The following is a 25347-nucleotide window of genomic DNA, read 5'->3' as shown; positions in this document are numbered from 1 at the left end:
GTCAGCCGACGATCTCGCCCGCGGCCTTGCGGGCCTTCTCGTTCTCAAGCAGCGGGATCGTCACGCCGGTCTCGACGAGCGGCAGTCCGAGGTCGCCGATCTTCGACAGGTTCAAGCCCTCGAACTCGGTGATCGAGGCGGCCATGTCCTTGAAGATGTCCTCGATCAGGTGAGGGAAGTCTGGGCTCGTGGTGGCGACGCCATCGAGCAGGCCGATCATGTCACGCAGGATCTCCCAGTCGTCCCGCGCTTGGCCGTGCGGTTCGACCGCGCGGTTGAGGCGCTGGAGGCGACCGGTGACGTTGATCATCGAGCCACGCTTCTCGGCGAAGGCGGCACCCGGCAGAACGACGTCGCTGGCGCTGGCCGTGGGACCCGCGAGCAGCACGCTCGAAGCGAGGAACTCAAGCTTGCCAAGATCCTCATCGGTGAAGTCGGCCTCGGCGGTGAGTTCCTCACCGAGCACAAGCAGGCGCTTGATCTTTCCTTCCCGGATCGAGTCGCGGATTTCGCCGAGCCGGAAACCCGGATCCTCGCGACGCCAGACCACCCGCACGCCCTGCGTGTTCGGATTGCGGTCGGCGCTGATCAGCTTGCCGTCGCTTTCACCCATCCGCGGCACCACCGTGAGGTGCTCGGTGCCGAGCGAGTCGGCCAGGGCCTTGACCAGGAAAAGCTCCTCATTGGTCATCCGTGCCGAGGCGATGATCGCAAGCTCGGAAGCTTCACAGCCTTTCAGACCATCAACGGTCTTCCGGACCGCCTCGGACCAGTTCGCCGACACATGCTTTCCGTCCGCTTTGACCAGCGGCTCGGTGAGGCGTTCCGGCGAGTCGATGTAGTGGAAATTCAGGCGGTGTGAATCCGGCATCCAGCACGAGTTCACGTCGTCATTCTGGCGCGGCGTGATGCGGTAAACCGTCTCGCCGCGGGTCCAGACGGTGATATTGCAACCGGTGCCGCAGTTGACGTCGATCGTCTTGGTCTCCTTCAGGAACCAGACGCGCATCTGGAAGCGGAAATCATTGCTGGTCAGCGCGCCAACCGGGCAGATGTCGGCGGTGTTGAGCGAGTAGTTCGAATCCAGCTCGCGGCCCGGGTGGACCGTCAGGGTGGTGTAGGTGCCGCGCTGGGTGAAGCCGAGCACCGGATCATCGGCCACCTCGTCCATGAAGCGGATGCAGCGGCTGCACATGATGCATCGCTCGTCGTCCAGCCGGATCCGCGGACCGATATCCACGTTCTTCGGCTTCTTCACTTTCATGTCGACGAAGCGCGAGCTTCCGCGTCCGTGACCGACGGAAAACTCCTGCAGCCGGCATTCGCCCGCTTGGTCGCAGATCGGGCAATCGAGCGGGTGGTTGATGAGAAGAAACTCCATTACGCCCTCGCGGACGCTTTCGACCAGCTCGCCGCCGGTCCGGATGCCCATGTTCTCGGCGACCGTGTTCGCGCACGCGATCACCGGGCGGGGCATCCAACCGATCGGCTGGTAGCCGTCATCATCGTATGTCGGATCCTGCCCGGGCGTCGGCCGTGGCGGCATGCCCATCTGCACAAGGCACATCCGGCAGTTTCCCGGCGAACTGAGCTTCGGATGGTAGCAGTAGTGGGGGACTCCCACGTTGAACATCCGGCAAGCCTCGATCATCCGCGTTCCTTTCGGAACCTGGCGCCAAACGCCATCGATCTGCACATTGACGAGGCCCTTTTCGGCAGTGAGATCCTTGGGGAGCTTGGCTTCTGCGGTGGAGGCGTTTTCGCTCATGGGGCAGGGAAGGGCGGGCGGTGGAAATCTCCGCGCGCGGCGACTATGAAAAGCCCCCCGACGAGCCGCAAGTGCCCTTTGTGAAAAATTTCACAAAGTCGGGACATTTCTCCGGGAGGCCGGCGGGATAAGGAAAACGGCCGACCTCCGGAAGGGGGGTCGGCCGGGAAAATCGGGCCAATGGGGCCTCAGGCGCGGCTGACGTAGGAGCCGTCCTCGGTCTTGATGATCAGGCGCTCGCCGGGATTGATGAACAGCGGGGCCTGGACGACCAGACCGGTCTCCATCGTGACCGTCTTGTTCGAGTTGTTCGCCGAGTCGCCTTTCACGCCCTCGGGAGCCTCGGTGACCGTCATTTCCATCGATTGCGGCAATTCGATATCGGCCACCACGCCGTCGGCGAAGAGCAGGGTGTAGGTCTGGCCCTCGAGCAGGTAGTCCTTCACGCCTTCGATGATGTCCTCGTGCACGACGACGTCATCATAGGTCTCATTGTTGAGGAAATGGTGCCCGGCGGCGTCCTTGTAGGAGTATTCGTGCGGAATCCGCTCGAGCATCACGGACTCCATCGAGTCGTTGGACGTCAGGCGCAGGTTCGAGACCTTCTTGGTCGCCACGCTGCGGACCGACATCTGAACGTAGGACGCCATCCGCGGAGGCGTCTTGAGTTCGTGGGCGATCACGACGCAGACGTCGCCATTGTGACGCACCGCGTGGCCGCGGCGCAGGTTGATAACCGGTGTGCTGGGCATGTTGCGACGGGGGATAGAAGCGCCGCAGCCCCGTGGCAAGCGCGGAGTGTCCGGCTTGACGGGGCGTTGATGCCTCGGGGTCGGCCCGATTCAGCGATGCGAAGCGGCCTCGTGCTCCTCTTCGGCAGCTTCCAACTCGGCCCGCTCGCGGGGAATCACGCGAAGGAACTTCAGGACGCTGGTTTCCCAGTTCTCAAGCAACTCGGTGGCGTGCGGGCTGCCCGTCTTCTCGACGTGGGCTTCAAGCAGCGACTTGAGCTCGTCGATATCCTGCTGACGCTTGATCGGCAGGGAAACGACCATCTCCGGGTTGATCCGCGAGTAGAAGCGACCGTCGACATCATAGACGTACGCCGTGCCACCGGACATGCCGGCGCCGAAGTTCTTCCCGGTCTTGCCGAGAATCGCCACGGTTCCGTTGGTCATGTATTCGCAGCCGTGGTCGCCGACTCCCTCGACGACCGCGGTGGCTCCGGAGTTACGGACCGCGAAGCGCTCGCCAGCGCGACCATTGAGGAACAACTGGCCGCCGGTCGCTCCGTAGAGGCAGGTGTTGCCGGCAATCGAGTTCTTCGCCGCGACGAATTTCGCGTCCTTCGGCGGGCGCACCACGACTTCACCGGCGGCCATTCCCTTGCCGACGTAATCGTTCGCCTCACCGACCAGCTCGATCTTCAGCCCCGAAACGAGGAAGCACCCGAGCGACTGACCGGCGGTGCCGCTGAGCTTGAGCGTCACGGCAGTGTGGCCGTTGAAGGCATAGTTGCCGTGAACTTCGGCGATCCGCCCCGACAGACGCGTGCCGATGTTCCGGTCGGTATTGACGACCTCATAGGAGAACTCCATCGCCGCACGGTCGGGCAACAGCTTGATCGCTTCGGTGACTTTCTCGTCCAATGCACCCTCGCCGTATTCCACCTCGGAAGGCTTCGCGTCCGACTCGACACCGAGTTCATTCTTGAGATCAGCCAGGATCTGAAGATCGAGCGCCGGCTTGGAAATCCCGTCGTTGCGCACCTTGGTGTGGAAGCGCGAGACGGTCGCAGCGTCGACGCCGTGTTGCTCGGCCAGCACCGGCACCACATCCTTGAGCACGGGACCGAGATCGACCGTGTTCGCCTTCGGATGATCCGGCACCTCGCGCTGGCGCAGGAACTCGGGGCGGCCGATGAGCTCGTCCAGCGAACGCACACCCAACTCGGCCATGATTTCGCGCGCCTCTTGCGAGACGGCATCCAGGAAATTGATCACCATCTCAGGCGTGCCCTTGAACTTCGCACGCCACTTCGGATCGGTGGTCGCGACACCGACCGGGCAGTTGTTCAGGTGGCACTTACGGACGTAGACGCAGCCCATCGCGATCATCGCGATCGTGCCGAAATTGTATTCCTCCGCACCAAGGATCGCGGCGATGACGATGTCGCGCCCGTTGCGCAGGCCACCGTCGGTGCGGAGCACCACGCGGTCGCGGAGGTTGTTGATGAGCAGCGTCTGCTGCGCTTCTGACAACCCGAGCTCCCACGGCGAACCGGCGTGCTTCGTCGAGGAAAGCGGCGACGCCGCCGTGCCACCGTCGTGACCCGAGATCAGGATCGTGTCAGCACTGGCCTTGGCCACACCGGCCGCAACGGTCCCGACACCCGTCTCAGCGACGAGTTTGACGGTCACGCGAGCCTGCGGATTGACCTCCTTCAGGTCGTGAATGAGCTGCGCGAGGTCCTCGATACTATAAATATCGTGGTGCGGAGGAGGGGAGATGAGTTGGACACCCGGCTGGGTATTCCGAAGCCGCGCGATCAACGCGTTGACCTTGTGACCCGGAAGCTGACCGCCCTCACCGGGCTTCGCGCCCTGGGCCATCTTGATCTCGAGCTCGCTGGCATTGACGAGGTAGTAGGCGGACACGCCGAAGCGTCCCGAAGCAACCTGCTTGATCCATGAGCGAGCGAAGTCGCCATTGGGATATTCGCTGTAACGCTTCGGATCTTCGCCGCCTTCGCCCGAGTCGGACTTGGCTCCGATGCGGTTCATCGCGATGGCAAGCGTCTCGTGAGCCTCCGGCGAAAGCGCGCCGAGCGACATCGCTGCGGTCGTGAAGCGACGCCGGATGTCCTCGATCGGCTCGACCTCGTCGATCGGCACCGGGCCGGATGACGCCGGAACGAACTCAACCAGATCCTTTACCGCCATCGGTTGGTTCTCGAGCGACGCTTTCACGTAGCCGTCGTAATCCTCGGCCTTTCCGCTCTTCACGTAGGTGTGGAAGTTCTTGATGACCTCGGTCGTCAGCGCGTGGCGCTCGCCGCTCTTACGGAAGCGGTTGTAGCCCGGATCACCGAGATCGAGCGTTTCGCCGGACGGCACCTCGACATCGAACGCGGCCCGGTGACGGATCACCGACTCCTCGCCGATTTCCGCGAACCCGACTCCGCCGATCTTCGACTGCACGCCGGTGAAGGAGAAGTCGATGACATCGTTGCCGACTCCGATCGCCTCGACGATCTGCGCGCCTTGGTAGGAGTTGAGGACCGAGATCCCCATCTTCGACATGATCTTGAGCAGGCCCTTCTCAAGAGCCTTGCGGTAGTTCGCCATCGCCTTGTCGACACGGGTTCCGATGCCGAGCTTGTCTTTGCCTTCGTCGGCGGCGACGAGCTGGCGCACGGTCGCGAAACCGAGATACGGGCAAAGCGCGGTGGCGCCCACGGCAAAGGTGCACGCGACCTGGTGGGTGTCGCGGATCTCTCCCGACTCGACGACCAGCGAGCAGCGCAGGCGCTTGCGCGAGCGGATCAGGTGGTGGTGGACCGTGCCGGTGGCCAGCATCGACGGAATCGGAATCCGGTCCGCCGAGGTCGCGCGATCGGAAAGGATCAGGATGTTCGAACCTCCATCGACGGCCGCGACCGCTTCCTCGCACAGCTCGTCGAGACGCTTCTTCAGCCCCTCCGCGCCTTCGGACGCCGGCCATGTGATGTCGATCACCGAGCAAGGGAAACCTTCCTCCCTGAGATGCTTGATCCGCTCAAGCTGGTGCTCGAAGAGGATGGCGGAGTCGCAGTTGACGATGCGGCAGTGCTCGGGCGTTTCATCGAGCCAGTTGCGCTCGGGCCCGAGACCACAAGCAAGGGTCATCACGGCCCATTCGCGGATCGGATCGATCGGCGGGTTGGTCACCTGAGCGAAACGCTGCTTGAAATACGTGAAGAGCAGACGCGGATAGCTCGACAGCACCGCGAGCGGAATGTCGTCACCCATCGAGAACACCGCTTCCTGGGCGTTGGTGATCATCGGCGGGAACACCATGTCGAGTTCCTCGATCGAGATGCCGTGCGCGACCTGCTGGCGGGAAAGCTCGAGCGCCTCGAAATCCTCGACCGGGGCGTGCGCCTCCGGGGAAACGAAACGACGCAACTCAAGGCGGTTCTCATCGATCCAGCGGCGATACGGCTTCTGCTTCGCGAGCGCTTCCTTGATGACCCGGTCATCATTAAGTACGCCAGTCGACGTATCTGCGGAAAGCATTTGTCCGGGACCGAGGCGACCCTTGCGGATCACGCGGGCGTCATCGATCACCACCGCTCCTGCCTCGGAACCGATGTAGAGCAGGCCGTCTTCGGTGAGCTTGTAGCGCGACGGACGCAGGCCGTTCCGGTCGAGCGAGGCGCACAGTTTCACGCCGTCGGTATAAACCAGGCCGGCGGGTCCGTCCCACGGCTCGGAGAACGAGCGGATGTACTGGTAGAAGGCGCGAAGGTCGTCGGAAATATCCTCATCGTTGCGATACGCCGGCGGCACCAGCATGCACATCGCGTGCTCAAGCGAGCGGCCGGAAAGCACCAGCACCTCGAGCGCGTGATCGAGCGAGCAGGAGTCCGACTCTCCGTGACTGACGAGATTCTTCAGAAGCTCGACGTCCTCGCCCCAGATCTCCGATTGGAAGTAGTCCTCACGGCTCGAGATCCAGTTGCGGTTGCCTTCCACAGTGTTGATCTCGCCATTGTGGCACATCATCCGGAACGGTTGGCCGAGCGGCCAGGCCGGGAAGGTGTTCGTCGAGAAACGCTGATGGTAGAGGCTGATGGCGGTCTCGAAATCCGAATCCTGCAGGTCCTTGTAGAACGCGCGGAGCGCGGCAGGCATCGCCAGCCCCTTGTAGGAGATCAGGCGGCTCGAAAACGACGGCATGTAGAAGTCGGACACCTCACGGGTTTCCAACTCGATCTTGCGCCGGCACAGGAAAAGCTGGCGTTCGAAGTGGTCGGATTCCCATCCGGCCGGACGCTTCAGCAGCAGGTGCTCGATGACTGGCTGGGTGCTGCGGGCGAGCGTGCCGAGGGCGTCCGGATCGACCGGCACCTCACGCCAACCGATGGTTTCGATCCCGCGGGCCTTCACCGTCGCCTCGACCAGCTCCTTGATCTGCTTTTGCGCGCCGGCATCGGCCGCCGGCAGGAAAAAGACGCCCACTGCCAACTCGTCGTCGGACTCCAGCGAACCGCCCAGCGCCTTCACCGCCTTGCGGAAAATCGGGTAGGGGATCTGCGACAGGACACCGGATCCGTCGCCGGTCTTCATGTCCGCATCGACCGCGCCGCGGTGGGTCATATTGCAGACCGACTCGAGCGCGTAGTTGAGCACCTCGTAACTCCGGACCCCGTTGATCTGGGCGATCGCTCCCATCCCGCAGTTGTCGCGCTCGTGGGCGAGCGAGTGCATGGAGCCGGGAACGAGCGGAGTGGAGGGGTGATAGAAGCGATTCATGATGACGGAAAGTGCCAGGAGGTGGACCCCGGTGAAGCATCGGCCGGACCAACATTCAAGCGGTCCCTGCGTCCCCACCTGTGGGGCCGGGAATAAATGACAGCCCTCCATGACTGCCAAGCGGGAAAATGACCCCGACGCAGGGCTCCGCTACCGCCTGGATCAAGCCTGAAGGCAGCGAAGACACCCCACTCCTAGGCTCACCCTTGGGAAATGCGGAACTCCCGGCAATCACCCGATTCTTCAAAGCTTCTTGTTCCCTGAATCCTCTCAGATCCCCAATCTTTCCCTCCAGCGGCTGTCCTTCCGCAACTCGGCCTCGTTTCAGCCCCGAAGGGGCGCCGGCACTTAGCCCCGGGGTTCACCCCGGGGATGGGGCCTCCCTCTGATTTCAAGCCCCGGAGGGGCGCAGGCAGACCCCGCGAAATCCTCACGATGCCGCCGCCGCGCACCTCAAACCAAACCGTCCAACTCGTCTGGCTCCAGAATTCCCAGATCCACCAAAAACCGGTCCGCCGCCTTGAGCGTCAGCTCGTAGTGCATCTCCGAAACGTTGAAATTGAAGAACGAATGCTCGGCCTTCTCGAACTCGAGAAACTCCGCCGGATTCCTCCGCCACTTCAATCCGCGCACGAACCTGCGGGCGTCTTCGAAAGGCGTCACCCGGTCATTCTTGCCATGGCAAAACAGCATCGGCGGGAGCTTTCGCCGCAGCTGCCGCAGCGGGCTATGCCGCCGCGCCGAACCCGCATCAGGAAACCGTTTCACCACGGACGCCTGGCTCGTATCGAGCAGCGCGCTGAAGAGCACGAGCGCCTTGGGCATCGGCAGGGGGCTTTCCTCGCGCGGCTTCGGCAACACCTGTTGCAGCGCCAGCCAGGCACCGCCCGAAGCGCCGCCGAGCACCAGCTTGTCAAAATCGATCCCAAGCCGGTCGCCATGCTCGGCCAGCCAGCCCAGGAATGTCCGGGCATCCTCAAGGGCCTCGATCGCCCCGGTGCCGTGAATGCTTTCCACCCGGGTCTCGACCGCCACCGCGAGCGCGCCGCGCGTCGCGAAGTGAAGGCACTGTGGCACGAATTGCGTCGGCATCGACCCGTCCCAGAAGCCGCCGTGGAAAAAGACCACCAGCGGCCGTTGCTGGCCGGGCTCGAAATCATGAGGCACGAAGAAGTGGGCGTTCAGCGGACCCTGAGGCGTTTCAAGGTACGACAGAGGCGTCGCGGCCTTCATCATCTCGCGCTGACGCTCTTGCCCGATGGGCGGAACTCTGGAAAGGAGGGACATCTAAGGGGGAGACAGGGGCTGAAAACGATTGTTGTAACCTCGACGCACTTGTCCAATCGTTTTCACCGATGATCCCACGTCTGATTCCCGCCACGATCGTTCTTGCGGCCGCCATGACCCAGTCCGCGGTCGCCGACATCGCCTCCGACCTGAGCGCCAGCTACGGCGCCTGGAGGCAGTCGATCATCAATAAGGACGCCCGGATGTGGCAGATGATGACCTCGCCGAACCGACAGGCGGAAGTCCGCAACCGCTTGCTTTCCGAGAAGCGCGCGTTTCCGGCGGCCGTCTTCGAACTGCCGGCACCGCCACCCAAACTTGACGGACTCAAGATGGTCCACGTTTCGCAAAAGGGCGCCACCGCAAAGGCGTCGTACTTCGGCAAGGTGGATTTCGGAGTCGGCGGCGACCCGACCGAGAACCTCCTCGTCCTGTCATTCATCAATGCCAACGGCCGCTGGACCTACGACCGTGCCGATTTCGTGAATCTTGCGGCCTTGCCGGAGGTTCGCAAGGAACTCGCCGCCGGAGACCTGAAATACGTCAAGGAAACGCCCGAATGCCAAGCGACGGGAATCGTTCCGCCGACACCGCCAGCCGCACCGCCGGCCAAATACATCGCCAAGGTCTACGTGTTTTGTCCGGGCCGCGAGGTCCAGGTCCAAGTGAACCGGATCAGCCGCCACCGGTTTGCGAACGCCAAGGAGGCCGAGATCGTCATCGGCGGCGCCCGCGACGGACGCAATGAGGTGACGTTCACCGCCAAACCGCTCGAAGGCGGCACCGGCAAGGAGGCATTTGCCGTACGGGTCTACCTGATGTCCGAGATCCCCGGAACCAAGCCGATCATCGCTTACGAGTACAAGGCCGAGGAAGAACAGCCCGTGAAGGGCTTCGACAGCAGCCATTTCATCCTCGATCCGGCCACCGCCGCCAAATTGGTGCCGTAAACCGGCATTCGGCCCGCCATCCGGCCCGAATCCCCAGAAACCCAAGCAAACCCGGTTTCCGCGGTTCCGATTCTCAACTTGTTACAACATACGTAATCCGGAGTTTAAAATCGTGGATCTTCCCGGATTCCGTTGAAGCCTCCCCGAGCGGTCGAATTCCAATCCCACTGACAACCGCCATCAGCTGGCTGGCGCAGATCTCGACCCCGCACCCCTGCGAACGCCCCTTCTTCCAATACCGAGGACGTGGCGGCAGACACCCGCCTCAAGGAACTACTCTTCCTGCGAACCGCAAAACGCTGAGGCGCGGACACCCGTATGAGGCTGGCCCAAACAGCCAGATGCGCCGCTGCGACAAGATTCCGCGGCAAGCATCCGAATGACCGGCCTTGGATCACCAAGCGTCCGAAATCTTGCCCTCAGCCGTCCCGCCAACTATTCCTGCGACCAAATCCGTTAGATCAGGATGCAAACGCCGAACTCCACCTTTCTCAAAGTCGCCGCAGCAACGATCACTCTCCCGCTGTGCTCGTGTGTCACTTTCACGGAAATCGACTCGGACCCGCCGGGCGCCGACGTCTTTGTCGTTCCCGCCCGCCTGTACGACGCCGACCCGGCCATTGCCACGGAATCCAAATCCGCCCTCCAGGAACAATACAGCCTCGGCCTGCTCGAACCGAAGACCCCAACCAGGTTCCGCGGCGGCGAGCGCACCTACGTGGTGATCGCCGAACTGGACGGCGTGAGAAAAGCGCAGCGCATTCAGCCCACTGAGCTCGAGAACAACCGCACGACCATCTCCTTTCGATAGATGATGCGTTATTTGCAGCCGTTAACCGTCGCTGGAGTCGCACTGACATGCCTGCCGGCCGTTGCCGCGCTGAGCTTCCCATCCTCGACTCCTCCTGATGCCAGGACTCTGTTTGTTGCCACATCGCTGATCGCGGCTGGTGTTGGCACACTCATAGCCTTTGCGTGTCGAGATCGGCTCGCGCGACTCGGCCCGAAAGGCATCGTGGTCGCGACTGCCGGCGCCGCGATCGTTCTGCTCACCGCGCTCGGCTTCTACACGATCAGCCTACAGATATGTAATCTGACGTTCGAGTATGCAGGCAGCCAACGCACCCAATTCGTGCCCCTTATCCCGAATGCTGAACTCCGCACGGCTCTGGATGGCCAATCCCTCAAGGAATTCGCGTCGAAATACGGGCCGGACGAAGTTCGGTTGCTCGTATCCGATCAAGCACTTGCGTGGACCCGCTACACACTGCTTCTGGGATATGCCCTCGTCAGCACGGCGCTCGCCTTGACCGTATGGATACCCACTTTTTGGCTCGCCGGATCCCGTAACCATTCAACCCGCTCCGACACCACTCGAAAGCTGCTGGCAAACGCAACGTCCGATCCATCCGGCGAGTCAGGCAGCGGAGTCTTCATCTCCTACCGCCGGACCGACTCGGCCTTCGTGACCGACCGCATCTACGACTCCCTCATACCCCTGTTCGGATCCACCCGCGTCTTCAAGGACGTCGATTCGATTGCACTGGGTGATGACTTCCAATCCGCGATCTCCGAAGCCGTCGGATCATGTCAGGTTCTCGTCGCGATAATCGGCGACGAATGGCTCACCACCAGCAACGCGGATGGCACCCGACGACTCGACCAACCGGACGATTTCGTGCGGATCGAGATCGAGACCGCCCTGCAGCGGAATATCCCCGTGATCCCGGTCCTGTTGGATGGGACGTCGATGCCGAGAGCCGATGAGCTCCCCGAACCGATGCGCGCACTCTCGACCCGCAATGCCGCACGGATCCGCCCCGCCCCTGACTTCGAGAACGACATCGAGCGACTCACCAACCGCTTCTCCCAAGTCATCGGTACGACCGACTTTTAACTCGCCACCCGAATCGAGCCCGCCCAGGGAAAGCCGCCGGACCGTCGTCCTGCCCTTCCGCAACCGGCCGGTCCCCGATCCCGAGATCGCCTTCACCGAGGGCGCCCAGAAGAACCAAACCGCGGTCACCATCGACCGCAGCGCGAATGCCTGGATTGTCGCGGGTGTCCCGGCCCGGATCGACGACTACCGCGAGCTGGTCGAAGCCCTCGACATTCCGGCGATCTGCCTCGACCTCGATCTTGTCCTCGTCGCCATCTCCGAGGAACGCCTCAAGGCGCTCGGCGTGTCCGCTGCCTTCTTCGACGGCGCGAACTGGCTCAACTCCTTCGATCTCGGATTCTCTACCGCAGGACTCAACCTCGCGCTCGATTCCGTTCGGGTGACGATCGAGGCCGAAAACCTCCGGGACAGCGTGTCGGTCGTCTCCATGCCGACCGTCCGCACGGTCACCGGCGAAAACTTCAGCTTCGGCAACGTCGACCAGGTTCCGATTGCCAGCTGCACGATCACCGACCAGAGCGAAACCGTCACCTTCACGTATCGCGACGTCGGCCTGCAGTTCTCCGGGATCGTCTCGGTCATCGGCGAGCGCTACTTCATGAACCTCGAACAGTCGCAAGGCACGATCGTCGGCGACGGCGACCCCGAGCAGGCTCCGAGATTCCGCGAGGCCACCAGCAAGAACACGCTGACGCTCGCCCTGGACAGCTGGGCGGTCGTGTCCGGCCTGATCGTCGACCGCAAGCAATGGCGTCGGGGCCTGCTCAGCAAGCGCGAAGAACAGCTCCGCGACCTTGTGTTGGTGCTGGTGCGGCCCCGGACCTACCTCAGCAACCGTCCCCCACGGGCGGTGCCCGTGGTCCCTGTCGTCGACGCGGTTCTCTCCGAACTCCCTTGGGACGGCTCCTTGCTCCCTCCCAAACCAGCGCGCAAATAGGGTGAGCGTCCCGTGTTGGTGTCAACGGCCGCGGAGCCACTGGCCGGATTTCTGGCCGGAAGGGCGGCTGTGCTCTAGCTGCTACCATCTTGAGACCGGCCGACGTCCCTACTGCTCGGCCAACACACTCGCGCAGCTTATCGAGGCCGCCCGCGCCCGAATCCGCGCGGGTTTGGAGCGCCGCTACGCCTCCGCTGACGCCCCGCCCCGCACCGGCAAGGGGTAAATAACTCCGGATTCTCGGGATATTTTCCCACCCCTGCCCTGGTCAGAGATATTTACCGCCCTTGCGCTTGGTGGACGGCCCCGAATCCCAGCAAAATCAACGGTTCCGTTGCAGTGCCCCGACCGGGGAACTTGCCAAATCCCGAGTAATTCCCTATGCCTGCTGCCGCAATAGCTAACTGTTAGTGTAGAATATGAGCCGAACAATCATCGTCCCTGTCCACGACGTGACGATCAGTTCTGATTACGGCTCAGAGTTTCGAATTGATCGGGTGACGCTCATCTCTAAAGACAAAATCGCCCGACTTCAAAGCAGATTTGGCATTTCCCGAAGCAAGTGGAAGCTCCTCAAAGAGAGTTTCTTGGATGATCGCCAAGAGCGCGCGACAACCTTCGGGGTAGTCAGAGACAATTCTACGCGAGAAGAGGACGAGTTGGTCGGGCTAGTCGAGGAAGAGTTACACATTCTCCATCTGATTCAGCTGCCCATGTCCGATAAGACGATATTGCGGGCATGGTCGCCGTATGGATCGAGCCTTCAGAGATCTCAACAGCATTACTTGATCACGGATGACGGGACAGTGGGTTCTCGCGGCAAGTTCAAATCTGGTGCGATCTTTCCTCTGAATCTAAGTCCATCTCAGATCCGCAAAGATCAGCTCCAGCTCTTTGGGCAGATGACGAAGGCGCTTCGTTGTTCGAGCTTCAGCTCCAAATGGAAGAGGGATTTTCGGAGGGCAATGGTGCTCCTGGGAAAGAGCCTTACCGAAGCGTCAACTGAAGTCGCGTTTCTCTTGGCATGCATCGGGCTTGAGACGCTTCTGGTGTGCACCGAGTCCGGCCAACGTGAACAGATGCGGAAGGCTGTCTTTCTCTTCTCGGGTCTCAACCATGCATCACGGGGCAAGCCGATTGAGGACCAATTCAACGAAGCCTACGACAAACGTTGTCGATTCGTGCATCGCGGAGAGTCTGACGACATTCAATTAGCCGATGCCCGAATCGTTCAGGAGATCCTTTTCAACGTTATTGCCAACATCGCCACGCATACGGAGCAGTTTCGATCGAAGCAAGCCGTGGCCGATGTGGCTAGGCAGATTGCGGCTGCAAGGGAGCTGGGAATCGAAAACAAGTATTGGCCTAAGAAGATGCTTTATCGACACTGCGTCACCACCACCGCAAAACGCTAATCGGGTCCCGGGGAGTGATTAGCTCCCCGGTCCCACACCACCCTGCGTACGGCTCCGTACAGGGCGGTTCCGATCAGACCCGGGCCAGTTGCCCGTAGTGAAGCTTGATCCATGTCGCCCTCATCTCGGGCACCCCTTGTTCCTCGAGCCAACGGTTGTGGAGCGCGTGTCGCACCAGCGACATCTGGCTCATGCGCCAGTAGCCTTTCCGGCTCCGCGACGCCTTGTGCACCTCGCCCGGGGCAATGCCCAGCGCGAGGAGTTCGCGGCGCCGCGTGCGCGGTTGCTTCCATTGCTTCCAGTAGTACAACCTCACCCTCCGCCTTACCCATTCCGCAACCAGTGAGGGAAAAGGTCGGCAACGCGAAAGCCTTGATCGAATGATCATCCCGAAAAGCCGCACGCCGTTCGCACCCCTATGGACGGATCGGTATCCGACGGAAGACATCGACCAGTGAAGCGATTGGGCGCGGAGCATGACCCGCAGGGCGAACCGTAAGACCGGCCCCGGCCGCACCTTCGACGCTTGCCTAGGCGCGATCAAAAACTCGGAGATACATCCATCCCCGGGCCCACGTTCACTGACGACCGTGAGACCAGTTCCACTTCAATTTTTCGTCGCGACACTTCTGGCGACACCACCTTCTCTCCTTGCAGCCACCTTCGGCGAGCAGATCAGCGCCGAGGGAATCCGCCATTCATTCCTGCTGACCGGCAACAAGACCGCGCTGATCGGTGAAGACTGCGAGACCATGTGGTCCGTCAACGAGCGGTCCCGCGACGGCGAGGTCTTGGCCGACGGAAACCTCCTCATCGCATTCGCCAAGTCTGTGAAGGAATTCACCCGCACTTTGGAGGTGGTCTTCGAATACAAGCTCTCGCCCGAGAACAGCGAAATCGGAACCGTGAGCCGGCTTGAGAACGGCAACACCCTGATCACCGAACTCGGTAAGAAACCCCGCCTGCTCGAGATCGGCCGGGATGGCAAAGTTGTCGCGACCTGCCCCCTGCAGCCCGAAACCGGGAACGCCCACATGCAGACCCGGATGGCCCGCAAAACTCCCGCTGGCACCTACCTAGTGCCCCACCTCCTCGCCTTCGCGGTAAAGGAATACCGACCCGACGGAAGCATCGTCCGGACCATCGCCACCGACCTACCCGAACTCGGCGGACGCGAGGGCAAGAACTGGCCGTTCACCGCAATCCTGCTGAACGATCAAAGCGTCATGGTGAACCTCACCAATGGGAACAAGACCGTGATTTTTGGTGCCGACGGCAAACCGCAATGGGTCACCACCAATGAGGACGTCGACAATCGCTTCGCGGACCCCTGCGGCGGAAACATTCTCGGCAACGGCAACCTGGTCATCTGCAGCTACGGACAGGGCAAAGACGGTATGCCGGACGTGTTCGAAATAACTCGAGAGAAGAAAGTCGTCTGGGAATTCAAGGCGGACGGCTTCAAAGGCGCCCATGAGATTCACGTGCTCACCACCAACGGAAGGCCCGCAAACGCCAAACGCTAGAAAAACGGGACTTCAGATCTTTTTTACGTTTTCTACAGAAACTATTTAACCCGGAGTTTCGCCTGATCATCGGGGTCGTCTGAGCCGACGGCATACAGGCTGACGCCTTTCCGGTCGCACAGATCCCTCACCGTCTCACTCTCAAGTAACAAAGTCCGACCTGCCTCGATCGCAATCGATCCGACGCCCGCTTCGACGCAGGTCTCGATGGTCTGAGGCCCGACAACGGGCACATCGAAACGGAAGTCCTGGTTCGGCTTCGAGACCTTCACCAGCATCACGTTCTTTCCCCTGCCCAACTCCCCGCCCCGGCGGATGCAGGCGTTGGTGCCCTCGAAGGCCTCGACGGCCAGGACGGTTCCATGGCGCACGACCACGGTCTGCCCGATGTCGAGCCGGCTCGTTTCCTTGGCGATCCGAAAACCGAACTCGGCATCCTCCAGTTGCCGCGGCTTGAGCTCTGGTCCAAAAACGTGCCCGGGTCCGGGAAGCAGGTCCTCAAGGAAGGTCGTCGCGGGGAGAAGATGAATCCCGTCCTTGGCCAGCTCCTCGGCGATCCCGCCGAAAAGCGATTCGGCGTTCCGCTCCTTGGTCCGGGCCAGCAGCATCAGGGTCCGCAGGTCCGGGCGCAGGTTGAACAAGTTCTTCGGCGCGATCTGGCCGACCATGATCGCCTCCCTCGCCCCCTGCTTATTGAAGAATTTGATCGGCTTGCCGAGCTGCCCGACACGCATCCACTCGGCGGCATCGGCCATCTCGACGACCTCGTCGCGGGTCTCGCCCTCGAAGGCTGCGACGATAAGCCGGACGCCGGGACACTTCTTACGGGCGGCCTCGATAAAGACCTTCGGGTAAGCCCCGTTGCCCGCGATGATGCCGATCGTCCTCGTCTCCTCCATACCGCGGTGAAAAAGTCAGAAAATAGCGGCTGTGGGACTCGAACCCACACTCCGAAGAACTCGATTTTGAGTCGAGCGCGTCTACCAATTCCGCCAAGCCGCCCTTGGGGTGGCGGATGTTTGCCCGAGTAGCCGGGGGCGCGCAAGCGGGAAACTCGGGGCGTGCCCGGAACCGCGAAAATCGCGAATGGGCGCTAAATTGGGGAGACTGGAGACGGACGAACCACGAAAGGCACGGAAACCACGGAAGTGATGAACTGCGGCTGGATGAATGCCCGGGATACTTGCGGTGGCCCGTGGTCGACCGTTGAGACAGACGCTGCGGTAACAAGATGATTGAAGGACCGCGCGACCCCAGTCGCGCATGAGCTCATGAAGGAAGCGGGTGGCCCCCTTCGAGTTCGAGTGGTGCTGCGAGGTCGCTGTTCGCCCGACCGCGGCTCCGGGGCGCGACTGGAGTCGCGCGGTCCACTTCAGTCAAACATGACTCTGACCGACGCAGCTTGGTCGGGCTGCTCTCTCTACCTTTCGCCCTTTTCGCGGATTTCGCGGTTCAATCGAGAACGACCGATCACTCCTCGCCGTCGGCGAGGTAGCGTTCGGCCTCAAGCGCGGCGGCGCACCCCTGCCCTGCGGCGGTGATCGCCTGGCGGTAGTAGTGATCGGCCACGTCGCCTGCGGCGAAGAGACCCTCGGTCTTGGTGGCGGTGCGGCCCGGCGTCTGGAGAATGTAGCCGTTCTCATCCTTGTCGACGAGGTCGCCAAGGAAGGCGCTGTTCGGCACGTGTCCGATCGCGACAAAAACACACTTCACCTCAAGCTCGCTGGTGCTGCCATCGACGGTGTTCTGGAGCGTGACCGCACGCATCTCGCCTTCTTCGTCGGTGAGATACTCCGTGACGGTCGAGTTCCAGACCGGCTCGATCTTGTCGTTCGCCAAGGCACGCTCGGCCATGATCTTCGAGGCACGAAGTTCGTCGCGACGGTGGATCAGATAGACCTTGCTGGCGAAGCGGGTCAGGAAGGTCGCTTCCTCGCACGCGCTGTCGCCACCACCGATCACGCAGACCGGCACGTCGCGGTAGAACGCACCATCACAGGTGGCGCAGGACGTCAGGCCGTGACCGATTAGTTTCTGCTCACCCTCGATGCCGAGGTGGCGTGGCGCGGCGCCGGTGGCGACGATCACGGTCTTCGCCTCAAGCGTGTTTCCACCCGCCTTCACCTCGAAGTGTCCGGCATCGGTCTTGGTCACGCTCTCGACGTTGGCGAACTCGATGCGGGTGCCGAATTTCTCGGCCTGCTTCTGCATGTTACCCATCAGCTCGGGACCCATGATTCCCTCGGGAAAGCCCGGGAAATTCTCGACTTCGGTGGTGGTCGTCAGCTGTCCGCCCGGCTGGGTGCCGGTGAGCATCAGCGGTTCGAGGTTCGCGCGTGCCGTGTAGATCGCCGCGGTATAGCCGGCGCAACCTGTCCCGATGATGATGACGTTTTCCATGGTGCTGTGAGTCGTTGGCGGGCGGAGTATTCCGGCGGATGCGCGCCGCGGTCAACGCCGCTTGTCACTCGATTCCCCTCGCCCGCTTCTGCGCAGCGATCCAGTCCTGGTCCTCCGGCGAAAGGTAGCGCTCCTTGGTCTGCGCCCGGGTGCCGTCCGGCTCGATTAGGACCAATTCGCCGTCGCGATAGGCGATGAGTTTGGCGAAGAAGCTCCTCCCGCGCGGATCGTGCCACGTCCGGTAGCCCTTTTTCTCCATCTTCTTGATCCAGTCGGCGTGGGACTTGCGGGCGAGATCCGCACCCTGCCGCAGCTGGCCCCAGCGGTATTCCCACTGGCCGCGACGGTAGCCTTTGTAGCGCCCGATCACCTCCCCGGCCGGAGTCAGGACCAACAGGGTCGGGTTTCCGAAAACCTTGTAGCGTTTCTTGAGCGCCTGCACCCAGTCGGACTTGCGTGCCCCTTCGTCCTCCAACTTGCTGCCGACCCGCTGGTCGACCTGCAGCCGGACGAAATTCTGCGACGCCCACTCCTCGAATTCCTGTTTGGAGAAGAGATCCTCGCTGAGCGCCTTGCAGTTCGGGCTGTTCTGCGAATCGGTGAACCACATCAAGACCGGCGTGTTGGTCTTGCGGGCTTCGCGGAAAGCCGCCGTGTAGCTGCGGCGCCAAGGTCCTTCGGTGGTGGCAGAATCGAGCAGCTTCCGCAGCTCGGGAACGATGTTGTCGGGGTTCTCGGCGTCAGGATCCGTGTACTCGATCTCATCCGGATTCCAAACGGTCCCCGCATCATTCCGCATGTCCGCCGTCAGCCCGTCACTCGGCTTGATCGGCGTCCCGTCGCCCCGGAGCGCCGCCGGAATCGCGTCCGGCGCGAAAGGATTGCGCGGGAGATCGTCCACGGTGGCCCGCTCGTCGGTACCGCAAGCGGCAAGCAGGACGGCAAGCGGGAACGGAAGCCAGCGGCGGGTCATGGTTCGAGGCTATCGCCGGGCCCCGGCGGATGCAACCCGCCGCAGGTACCGGTTTCCCTTGCGGGTCCCGGTTTGCCGGGCAAACTCCCGGCGTTCGTTCCCAAGAACCACCATGAGCCGCCGACTCCCCTACCTCCTTCTGCTGCTTCTCGTCCTGCTCGCCCCGGCGGCCTTCGCTGCCGGAGGTGCCCACGCACTTGAAGCGCCAAAGTTCCAGACCCAGATGGAAGCATTCCCGAGCCAAGAGGCCGCGGCGGGCATGACCGGGATCATGGATAAGATCAAATTCCGTGCCTCGGAGGCGCCCTTCCTGATGGTCGCGACGATCATTTTCGTCTGCGCGATCCTCCACACATTCTTCGCGGTCCCGATCACGAAATACGCGCACAAGCTGCAGCATGACCACGACGCCCGGATCCGTCGCGAGATGGAAGCCAAGGGCCTGCCGGCTCACGCAGCCGACATGGTCAGCTTCAAGGCCACGCTCTTCCACTTCCTCGGTGAGATCGAGGCGATCTTCGGCATCTGGGTGATCGTCCTGCTTGGGGCGATGTTCTTCTACTACGACGTCGAAACGGTCGAGGCCTACATGTCCGGGGTCAACTTCACCGAGCCGATGTTCGTGGTCATCATCATGGCCCTCGCATCGACTCGGCCGGTCCTGAATTTTGCGGAAGACTGCCTGAGCCTGTTCGCCCGGATCGGCAAGCAGACACCCTCGGCTTGGTGGCTCTCGATTCTCATCATCGGCCCTATCCTCGGGTCGTTCATCACCGAGCCCGGCGCGATGACGATTTCGGCGATGCTGCTGGCGAAGAAGTTCTACCGTCTGAAGCCGTCGCCGATGTTCGCTTACGGCACTCTCGGCCTGCTGTTCGTCAATATCTCGGTCGGTGGCGTGCTCACCCACTTCGCGGCACCCCCGGTGCTGATGGTGGCCACCAAGTGGGGACTGACGACGCCGGAGATGCTGATGCACTTCGGTGACAAGGCAGTGCTCGGCATCCTCACCTCCACCGCCCTCTACTACTTCTTCTTCCGCAAGGAGCTCGCCTCCATGGCGGGTCGGCTTCCGGACCACGATGGTGACGGCCGGGGCGATCTCGGCGAAGGCCACGGCAAGGTTCCGGTCTGGATCACGGTCGTGCACCTGCTCTTCATGGGCTGGACCGTGTTCTTCTCGCACTTTCCCTCGATGTTCATCGGCGGCTTCCTGTTCTTCCTCGCCTTCCGTATGGCGACCGCCCACCACCAGCACGCGGTCAATCTCCGTGGTCCGGTTCTCGTCGGCTTCTTCCTCGCCGGTCTGGTTATCCATGGCGGCCTGCAGGGCTGGTGGCTCGCTCCGATTATCAGCAGCCTCACCGAGGTCCCGCTGTTCATCGGCTCCGTCATCCTGACGTCCTTCAACGACAACGCCGCAATCACCTTCCTTGCCAGCCAGGTACCCGACCTCGGCGCCCATTTGAAGTACGCCGTCCTTGCCGGCGCCGTGACGGGCGGCGGTTTGACGGTGATCGCCAACGCGCCGAACCCGGCGGGTCAGGCACTCCTGAACCGCTTCTTCGGCGACGGGATCTCCCCATTGAAGCTTGCCGCCGCGGCACTGATCCCCACCGTGATCGCCGCGTGCTACATGCTGCTCTTCCCTGACAACGGAATCGACAAGATCTTCGAAATGGAGGCTCCTGCCGAGCACGTCGAGGCCAGTCATCCCGAGTCCGAGGCCGTCGATCCCGGCAACCACTGATCCGATCGTGTTCACCGGACTCGTCGAGTGCACCGGCGTCGTCACCGACGTCGAGGAAAGGGGTGAGCAAGCCCGGCTCTCTCTCGCCCTTCCCTTCGCCCCCGAACTGTCCCTGGGTGATTCGGTCGCGATCAACGGCTGCTGCCTGACCGTCGTATCGCTAAGTCCGGCCGGTGCCTCTTTCGATGTGCTCACCCAGACCTTGCGGGTCACATCGCTCGGCGATCTTCAGCCCGGCGACCCGGTGAATCTCGAGCGTGCCCTCCAAGTCGGCGACCGGCTTGGCGGACACTTCGTGCAGGGCCACATCGACGGCACCGGAACGATCGAAGTCCTGCGGGAGGTCGGCCAGGATCACGAACTCGCGATCCGCTTGCCTGACGACATCGCCCGGCTCTGCATCGACAAGGGCTCGCTGGCGATGGACGGCATCTCGCTGACGATCGCCGACCTTGAGGACACCCTCGCCCGTTTCTGGATCATCCCGCATACCTTCGAGCGTACCAACCTGCATCACCGCGAGGTCGGTCAACGGGTGAATCTCGAAGCCGACCTGCTCGCCAAGCACGTGGCGAAATTGCTCGGCCGCTGAGATCTCTTAGTGCGGCGCAAGAAGCCTGAATGGCATCCACGGCAGGTTCCGCAGGACCATGAAGCCGATGACCAGCACCGCGAGCGCGATCCCGCCACGTTTGCCGACCGGCACCCGCCACTTGGGCGGCTCCCCTTTCACCCAAGCGATCACTTCGGGAACCAGCGCCAACAACGCGATCGGCAGCAGGATGACTCCGAGCGGATTGAAGCGGAAGGCATCGGCGAATCGTCCTTCGAGCGCGGCATGGGTAGCGCGGGTCATCCCGCAACCTGGGCAATGGATTCCTGTGGCGTCATTCAACACGCATCGGAAGGGAATGCCTTTCGGTCCGTAGACCGCGAGCCACCATGCTCCGAAGGCCGCGACCGAAACCGCAGTGAGCACCACACCAGCCCGGAAGGCGACCGTTCCGAAAATCGCTTTCACAACCTCACATCGAGGATGAAGTGCCGGCGGCCGCCATCAGCATGATGTAGAGCACGATCCCCAGCAGACCGAGGCCCACACCCCAGTTGCACCACTTCTTGGCGCTGTCAGAGGCAGCCCGGGCCGCCACGAGATCGCCGGCCTGTTTGAAGCCGTCGACCTTGGCGGCCGATATGATCGCGATGATTCCGAAGATCTGGCAGCAGAACAGGGTCACCACAATCGACTGCCACATGTAATTCGGAATGTCGGCACCCTGATAGCCACCCGCGGACGGGCGGGCAACCGGAGCTTGGTAGGGCGACGGGGTCTGGGTGGGTAGCGTCTCCGGCGGCACGGCCGGTGCCGGCTGGGAAGCGACCAAGGCGGATGATACCGCCGGCGTCCTGGCGACCGACTGCCACTCCGACATGCCTTCGGTCCAGACCAGATCGTCCGCGCCGATTTCCCGGCTCGCGATCTTGTCACGAAGCTCGGCTTCCGTGACCGGTCCGGACTGCTGTCCGTTGTTGGAATAGTACCACTGCATGACTTCGATACGTTAGCCGGTCAGGGCATTTCCCGCGCGAAAAGAGCTCCGAAGAGAATCCCGCCCGCAACGGTCAGTCCGATCGTGACATAGCCCGTCACGAGACCGGCAATTGCCATTCCCCGTCCACCCATCGGCAACTCCGCCTCCTTGATCTGTTTGAGAGCCATGTGGCCGCAGATGACCGCCGGAATACCGGCAAGAATCCCGACGAAACAGCTGAAGAGCAGCACCAACGACGAGATACCGCAAACCAGACTGGCGATCGCCATGCCGCTGTTGGGAACGACCGGCACAGGGCTGTACCCACCGGAATATCCGGCCTGCGGTGTCTGATAGGGCGACGCTTGAGGGGAGAGGACCTGGCCGGACCACTCCGGCACCTCGGAGATCGGCTTCCAGGTATCCATTCCTTCGCGCCAGACAATGGTCGAGGAGTTGATCTGGCCCGCGGCGAGCATCGCCCGGATTTCGTGTTCCTCAACGGGCCCTTTCTGGTTTCCCGCGACTCCGTAGTACCAATGCGCCATGACGTTGTGCAACAGCCTCCCTGAGTCACCGGCCCACCGCAAGCCCGGAAGCACCTACCAGCCGGACGGATCCATTCCATAGAACCGCTGCAGTTGCTCGTAGATTTCGGGCTCCTCCTCCCGCAGCGCTTTCGGCCGTTCGAAGAAAGTCTCGGTCGCAACGGCGAAGAACTCCGCCGGGCTCTCTCCGCCGTAGGCATCGAGGACCGTTCTCTTCCCGGCGTTCACCCGCTCGCAGAAGGCTTCGTAGGCCGGCGCGAACGCACGCGACCATCGCCCGTAGTCGAGAGGATCCTCGAAATCCGGCACCCCGTCGGCCGCTCCGTCTTCCTGGTCGAGTTGATGCGCGAACTCGTGCAGCACCACGTTCAGGCCGTCCTCGGGATTGCTCTCTCCGGCGATCACGCTCTTCCACGAAAGCACCACGCTCCCGGTCCCCCACGATTCCCCCAAGCGGACATCCTCGCCGCTCACATCGCGGTACGCATCCGGGTAGATCAGAATACTACGAAGCTTCTCGTAGTAATCCTGAGGTCGGTGGGCGATCAGCAAACATGCCGGCGCCGCAACCGCCAGCTTCATATCCGCAGTCACTTCCGCCAACCCGCCACAGGCCTCGAAACGCTTCTCATCCAGAAATACACGCATCCAGCCTGCCGCCAGCCCCCGCGTTTCATCCGGCACTTTCCGCCACAGCGGAAACATCTCTCCCACCCGCTCTGATTCGGACGCCGATAGCCCCGCCGCCCTGAGTGATGCGCGATACCGCCGTTTGCGGGACGCGCTCCATACCACAAGTGCGACCACCGCGGCAACTCCGCCCAGGAGGATCCAGAGCCCCGTCATTTCTTGTTCCGGCGAACCCCCTCCCATCCGACGATGAACAGAACGATCAGGCCGAGGACCAACCCGCTCGAGATGATCGCCCAGAACCACGGCATCAGGAAATCCGGGATGGCCACGTTCATTCCCAACAGCCCGGCGACGGCCACCAATGGCAGGAAGAACCCGGCCATCAGATTGAGCCGGAACGCGATCACGTTGGAACGTTCGGCGGCCTGCTGATGTTCCTCCGCGCTCTCCGCCTGCCAGAAGTCGAGTGTCAGCTTCGCGTCCTGATAGAGAAGCTCCGCCGCGCGCTGGAGGTCCCGCACACGATCACGGTGCCCGCGCAACGTGCGGTTGTCCTCATCGGCCTCCGCCGCTTTCTCAAGCACCGTGGCCATGTTCCGCGTCGCCCGGGCAATCGGCCCGGCGTGCCGGATGATCGAGAACACTTCGGTGATCTCCTCGGTCTCGTCGATCGTCGCCTCGTGACGGTCGATGGCCTCCTGATACCGGTCGAGAAGACGGGAAATTCCCCGCAGACTCTCCTCCCCGTCGGGCCCGTGCCACTTTCCCGAGCCCTTGCGCCAGAACACGATCGGCTCGCGCTCCGGAATCTTCGGCTGCGGAACCTCATGGAGAATCATCAGCGCTTCGGTCTCGCCCTCGACGTAGCGCTGACCGCCCGACCGGTTGCTCAGCTGGTCGGCAAGGTCGTCCTCAAGCTCGAATCCCTCCGGGAGGAAACTCCTGGCACGTTTACGTTCCATGCCACCACTCAAGCGCGAACCGGCGCAGGCCGCAAACCCTCAGAACGGAGGGTCAGCGACAGTTCCACTCGACGAGGTCGCGGTAGCAGAGCTTGTCACCCCCGAACAGATCGAGAGCCGAGCCGACCGTGACATCGACCCGACCTCCGCCCAGCAGGTCGATCGACTCGAGATCCTGCATCGATGACGCTCCGCCGGCGTAGGTGACCGGCTTGCCGCCCCAGCTTCCGAGCAGTTCAACCAGTTGGTGATCGATTCCGCCGCAAAGCCCTTCGACATCGGCGGCGTGGATCAGGAACTCATCGCAAAACGGCGCCAGCCGATCGAGGGAACACTCATCCACCTTCAGGTCGGTCAGGGTTTGCCAGCGGTTCGTGGCAACCGTCCAGCCGTCGCCGTCGCGCCGACAGGAAAGGTCGATCACCAGTCTCTCCGGCCCGATCCGTTCGGCCAACAGCCGGACCTTGTCGTCCGATAGCCGGACACCATCATCGAAGAGCCATGACGTGACGATCACATGCGACGCGCCGGCGTCGAGCCACTCCTGCGCGTTGTCGACGTGGATCCCGCCACCGATCTGCATCCCTCCCGGCCAGGCAGCCAGCGCCTCGCGAGCCGCCTCGTCGTTACCGGGTCCCAGCTTGATCACGTGCCCGCCGGTGAGCCGGTCATCGCGAAACTTCTTCGCGAAGTCCCCCGCCCCGAGTTCCGAGACGAAGTTCTCCTTCGGACCCGGACCGTCGTCGCGCAGCGTTCCGCCCACGATCTGTTTGACCTTCCCTTGGTGGAGATCGATGCACGGGCGGAAGCGGCTCTTCGTCACGCCCCGAACCTGCTTCCCCCACCCCGGCCCGCCAAGGCCGATTTCAGTCGTCGGTGGACGGGAAGACAGCGCCTTTGTCTTGAGAAAACCGCCACGCCCGCCCTCCGGTTTCTCCCCTTTTCCTAAGGTCTTCGGAATGCTAATTTACCCGAAATGCGACTGCTGACGCTAGCCTTTGCGATGCCCGCCACCTCGCTCGTTCTCGGGTGGATCCTTTTTGGCAGCATCGCGACCATTTCGATCGGCTACGCCAAACTGAAGCGCGAGTGGTATGCCGGCCTCGTAGGCGGATGCCTCGCCGTCTACCCCTACTTCTTCCCAGCCGGCTTCCTCTTCTGGACCCTCGGCATCCTGCTCACCGCCGCGCTCTTCGTGCCGCGGCGGTTCCTGCCCTGAAGTCGGTCGACATCTGGACAGTGCGACCAGA

23 protein-coding genes and 1 tRNA gene are annotated in these 25347 nt (G+C 62.4%); 9 read left to right on the top strand and 15 right to left on the bottom strand.

Annotated elements, in window-relative coordinates:
- Nucleotide 1 precedes the first annotated feature (1 nt).
- From HAHE_RS19390 to HAHE_RS19375, 4 genes are all read right to left on the bottom strand, one after another.
- On the bottom strand, nucleotides 2-1768 hold the full coding sequence (locus HAHE_RS19390; protein ID WP_338686815.1) for a molybdopterin-dependent oxidoreductase: 1767 nt from the start codon (nucleotides 1766-1768) through the stop codon (nucleotides 2-4).
- Between the two features lie 188 nt (nucleotides 1769-1956).
- Complete coding sequence (locus tag HAHE_RS19385) at nucleotides 1957-2520, bottom strand: elongation factor P (RefSeq protein WP_338686814.1); 564 nt, start codon at nucleotides 2518-2520, stop codon at nucleotides 1957-1959.
- 90 nt (nucleotides 2521-2610) lie between these two features.
- Complete coding sequence (gltB, locus tag HAHE_RS19380) at nucleotides 2611-7284, bottom strand: glutamate synthase large subunit (protein WP_338686812.1); 4674 nt, start codon at nucleotides 7282-7284, stop codon at nucleotides 2611-2613.
- Nucleotides 7285-7737: 453 nt separating this feature from the next.
- Complete coding sequence (locus tag HAHE_RS19375; protein WP_338686810.1) at nucleotides 7738-8571, bottom strand: alpha/beta hydrolase; 834 nt, start codon at nucleotides 8569-8571, stop codon at nucleotides 7738-7740.
- 68 nt (nucleotides 8572-8639) lie between these two features.
- On the opposite strand from HAHE_RS19375, the gene HAHE_RS19370 reads away from it, so the two are divergent.
- The 5 genes from HAHE_RS19370 to HAHE_RS19350 all read left to right on the top strand — a co-directional run bounded on the left by HAHE_RS19370 (nucleotide 8640) and on the right by HAHE_RS19350 (nucleotide 13773).
- Nucleotides 8640-9521: a hypothetical protein gene (locus tag HAHE_RS19370; RefSeq protein WP_338686808.1), complete on the top strand. Its 882-nt coding sequence runs from the start codon at nucleotides 8640-8642 to the stop codon at nucleotides 9519-9521.
- A gap of 466 nt (nucleotides 9522-9987) precedes the next feature.
- Nucleotides 9988-10332, top strand: a complete 345-nt coding sequence (locus HAHE_RS19365) for a hypothetical protein (RefSeq protein WP_338686806.1) — start codon at nucleotides 9988-9990, stop codon at nucleotides 10330-10332.
- A 204-nt stretch (nucleotides 10333-10536) separates the two neighbouring features.
- Nucleotides 10537-11418, top strand: coding sequence for a toll/interleukin-1 receptor domain-containing protein (locus HAHE_RS19360; protein ID WP_338686804.1), 882 nt, complete (start codon nucleotides 10537-10539; stop codon nucleotides 11416-11418).
- A complete protein-coding gene (locus HAHE_RS19355) occupies nucleotides 11324-12358 on the top strand; it encodes a hypothetical protein (protein WP_338686803.1) in 1035 nt (344 codons plus the stop codon). Before HAHE_RS19360 ends, HAHE_RS19355 begins: the two co-directional genes overlap by 95 nt.
- 419 nt (nucleotides 12359-12777) lie before the next feature.
- Complete coding sequence (locus HAHE_RS19350; RefSeq protein WP_338686801.1) at nucleotides 12778-13773, top strand: hypothetical protein; 996 nt, start codon at nucleotides 12778-12780, stop codon at nucleotides 13771-13773.
- 73 nt (nucleotides 13774-13846) lie between these two features.
- Here HAHE_RS19350 and HAHE_RS19345 read toward each other — a convergent pair whose 3' ends face one another.
- Entirely contained in the window at nucleotides 13847-14089 is a 243-nt protein-coding gene (locus HAHE_RS19345) for a hypothetical protein (RefSeq protein WP_338686799.1), read from the bottom strand.
- A gap of 274 nt (nucleotides 14090-14363) precedes the next feature.
- On the opposite strand from HAHE_RS19345, the gene HAHE_RS19340 reads away from it, so the two are divergent.
- Nucleotides 14364-15299: a hypothetical protein gene (locus tag HAHE_RS19340; RefSeq protein ID WP_338686797.1), complete on the top strand. Its 936-nt coding sequence runs from the start codon at nucleotides 14364-14366 to the stop codon at nucleotides 15297-15299.
- A gap of 41 nt (nucleotides 15300-15340) precedes the next feature.
- On the opposite strand, the gene HAHE_RS19335 is transcribed toward HAHE_RS19340, so the two are convergent.
- From HAHE_RS19335 to HAHE_RS19320, 4 genes are all read right to left on the bottom strand, one after another.
- A complete protein-coding gene (locus HAHE_RS19335; protein WP_338686796.1) occupies nucleotides 15341-16198 on the bottom strand; it encodes an LpxI family protein in 858 nt (285 codons plus the stop codon).
- Between the two features lie 23 nt (nucleotides 16199-16221).
- Nucleotides 16222-16301: transfer RNA gene (locus tag HAHE_RS19330), tRNA-Leu, on the bottom strand.
- Nucleotides 16302-16769: 468 nt separating this feature from the next.
- Entirely contained in the window at nucleotides 16770-17699 is a 930-nt protein-coding gene (gene trxB, locus HAHE_RS19325) for a thioredoxin-disulfide reductase (RefSeq protein WP_338686794.1), read from the bottom strand.
- 64 nt (nucleotides 17700-17763) lie between these two features.
- Nucleotides 17764-18672, bottom strand: a complete 909-nt coding sequence (locus HAHE_RS19320; RefSeq protein ID WP_338686793.1) for a thioredoxin family protein — start codon at nucleotides 18670-18672, stop codon at nucleotides 17764-17766.
- A 112-nt stretch (nucleotides 18673-18784) separates the two neighbouring features.
- Between HAHE_RS19320 and HAHE_RS19315 the strand changes: the two genes are divergently transcribed.
- Both HAHE_RS19315 and HAHE_RS19310 read left to right on the top strand, forming a co-directional pair.
- Nucleotides 18785-20422, top strand: a complete 1638-nt coding sequence (locus tag HAHE_RS19315; RefSeq protein WP_338686791.1) for a putative Na+/H+ antiporter — start codon at nucleotides 18785-18787, stop codon at nucleotides 20420-20422.
- A gap of 7 nt (nucleotides 20423-20429) precedes the next feature.
- Nucleotides 20430-21014, top strand: coding sequence for a riboflavin synthase (locus HAHE_RS19310; RefSeq protein WP_338686789.1), 585 nt, complete (start codon nucleotides 20430-20432; stop codon nucleotides 21012-21014).
- A gap of 6 nt (nucleotides 21015-21020) precedes the next feature.
- On the opposite strand, the gene HAHE_RS19305 is transcribed toward HAHE_RS19310, so the two are convergent.
- Genes HAHE_RS19305 through hisA form a run of 6 tightly spaced genes read right to left on the bottom strand, consistent with a single transcriptional unit; the run spans nucleotide 21021 to nucleotide 24920 of the window.
- Nucleotides 21021-21443, bottom strand: coding sequence for a DUF2752 domain-containing protein (locus HAHE_RS19305; protein ID WP_338686787.1), 423 nt, complete (start codon nucleotides 21441-21443; stop codon nucleotides 21021-21023).
- Between the two features lie 4 nt (nucleotides 21444-21447).
- Nucleotides 21448-21972 (bottom strand): CD225/dispanin family protein, encoded by a 525-nt coding sequence (locus tag HAHE_RS19300; RefSeq protein WP_338686786.1) that lies wholly within the window; start codon nucleotides 21970-21972, stop codon nucleotides 21448-21450.
- Between the two features lie 20 nt (nucleotides 21973-21992).
- Nucleotides 21993-22502, bottom strand: coding sequence for a GYF domain-containing protein (locus HAHE_RS19295; RefSeq protein WP_338686784.1), 510 nt, complete (start codon nucleotides 22500-22502; stop codon nucleotides 21993-21995).
- Nucleotides 22503-22556: 54 nt separating this feature from the next.
- Nucleotides 22557-23348, bottom strand: a complete 792-nt coding sequence (locus HAHE_RS19290) for a M90 family metallopeptidase (protein WP_338686782.1) — start codon at nucleotides 23346-23348, stop codon at nucleotides 22557-22559.
- Nucleotides 23345-24097, bottom strand: a complete 753-nt coding sequence (locus HAHE_RS19285; RefSeq protein ID WP_338686781.1) for a CorA family divalent cation transporter — start codon at nucleotides 24095-24097, stop codon at nucleotides 23345-23347. Before HAHE_RS19285 ends, HAHE_RS19290 begins: the two co-directional genes overlap by 4 nt.
- A gap of 52 nt (nucleotides 24098-24149) precedes the next feature.
- The gene (gene hisA, locus HAHE_RS19280; RefSeq protein WP_338686779.1) at nucleotides 24150-24920 is read right to left on the bottom strand and encodes a phosphoribosylformimino-5-aminoimidazole carboxamide ribotide isomerase; all 771 of its coding nucleotides are present in this window, start codon (nucleotides 24918-24920) and stop codon (nucleotides 24150-24152) included.
- A gap of 153 nt (nucleotides 24921-25073) precedes the next feature.
- Here hisA and HAHE_RS19275 point away from each other — a divergent pair, with 153 nt between their 5' ends.
- A complete protein-coding gene (locus HAHE_RS19275) occupies nucleotides 25074-25316 on the top strand; it encodes a hypothetical protein (RefSeq protein ID WP_338686777.1) in 243 nt (80 codons plus the stop codon).
- Nucleotides 25317-25347: the final 31 nt, after the last annotated feature.

Origin of the sequence: Haloferula helveola (assembly GCF_037076345.1) — a bacterium.
GTDB lineage: Bacteria > Verrucomicrobiota > Verrucomicrobiia > Verrucomicrobiales > Akkermansiaceae > Haloferula > Haloferula helveola.
The sequence above is the reverse complement of the archived record's forward strand: the minus strand, read 5'-3'. Positions and strand labels throughout refer to the sequence as shown.

What these genes read in the sequence shown, in the direction of transcription:
- HAHE_RS19285 (WP_338686781.1), bottom strand. Translation starts at nt 24,097, where the DNA reads ATGGAACGTAAACGTGCCAGGAGTTTCCTCCCGGAGGGATTCGAGCTT.
- HAHE_RS19355 (WP_338686803.1), top strand. Translation starts at nt 11,324, where the DNA reads ATGCCGCACGGATCCGCCCCGCCCCTGACTTCGAGAACGACATCGAGC.
- HAHE_RS19320 (WP_338686793.1), bottom strand. Translation starts at nt 18,672, where the DNA reads ATGACCCGCCGCTGGCTTCCGTTCCCGCTTGCCGTCCTGCTTGCCGCT.
- HAHE_RS19370 (WP_338686808.1), top strand. Translation starts at nt 8,640, where the DNA reads ATGATCCCACGTCTGATTCCCGCCACGATCGTTCTTGCGGCCGCCATG.
- HAHE_RS19275 (WP_338686777.1), top strand. Translation starts at nt 25,074, where the DNA reads ATGCGACTGCTGACGCTAGCCTTTGCGATGCCCGCCACCTCGCTCGTT.
- HAHE_RS19375 (WP_338686810.1), bottom strand. Translation starts at nt 8,571, where the DNA reads ATGTCCCTCCTTTCCAGAGTTCCGCCCATCGGGCAAGAGCGTCAGCGC.
- gltB (WP_338686812.1), bottom strand. Translation starts at nt 7,284, where the DNA reads ATGAATCGCTTCTATCACCCCTCCACTCCGCTCGTTCCCGGCTCCATG.
- HAHE_RS19335 (WP_338686796.1), bottom strand. Translation starts at nt 16,198, where the DNA reads ATGGAGGAGACGAGGACGATCGGCATCATCGCGGGCAACGGGGCTTAC.
- HAHE_RS19315 (WP_338686791.1), top strand. Translation starts at nt 18,785, where the DNA reads ATGAGCCGCCGACTCCCCTACCTCCTTCTGCTGCTTCTCGTCCTGCTC.
- HAHE_RS19385 (WP_338686814.1), bottom strand. Translation starts at nt 2,520, where the DNA reads ATGCCCAGCACACCGGTTATCAACCTGCGCCGCGGCCACGCGGTGCGT.
- HAHE_RS19295 (WP_338686784.1), bottom strand. Translation starts at nt 22,502, where the DNA reads ATGGCGCATTGGTACTACGGAGTCGCGGGAAACCAGAAAGGGCCCGTT.
- trxB (WP_338686794.1), bottom strand. Translation starts at nt 17,699, where the DNA reads ATGGAAAACGTCATCATCATCGGGACAGGTTGCGCCGGCTATACCGCG.
- HAHE_RS19390 (WP_338686815.1), bottom strand. Translation starts at nt 1,768, where the DNA reads ATGAGCGAAAACGCCTCCACCGCAGAAGCCAAGCTCCCCAAGGATCTC.
- HAHE_RS19300 (WP_338686786.1), bottom strand. Translation starts at nt 21,972, where the DNA reads ATGCAGTGGTACTATTCCAACAACGGACAGCAGTCCGGACCGGTCACG.
- HAHE_RS19365 (WP_338686806.1), top strand. Translation starts at nt 9,988, where the DNA reads ATGCAAACGCCGAACTCCACCTTTCTCAAAGTCGCCGCAGCAACGATC.
- HAHE_RS19290 (WP_338686782.1), bottom strand. Translation starts at nt 23,348, where the DNA reads ATGACGGGGCTCTGGATCCTCCTGGGCGGAGTTGCCGCGGTGGTCGCA.
- HAHE_RS19350 (WP_338686801.1), top strand. Translation starts at nt 12,778, where the DNA reads ATGAGCCGAACAATCATCGTCCCTGTCCACGACGTGACGATCAGTTCT.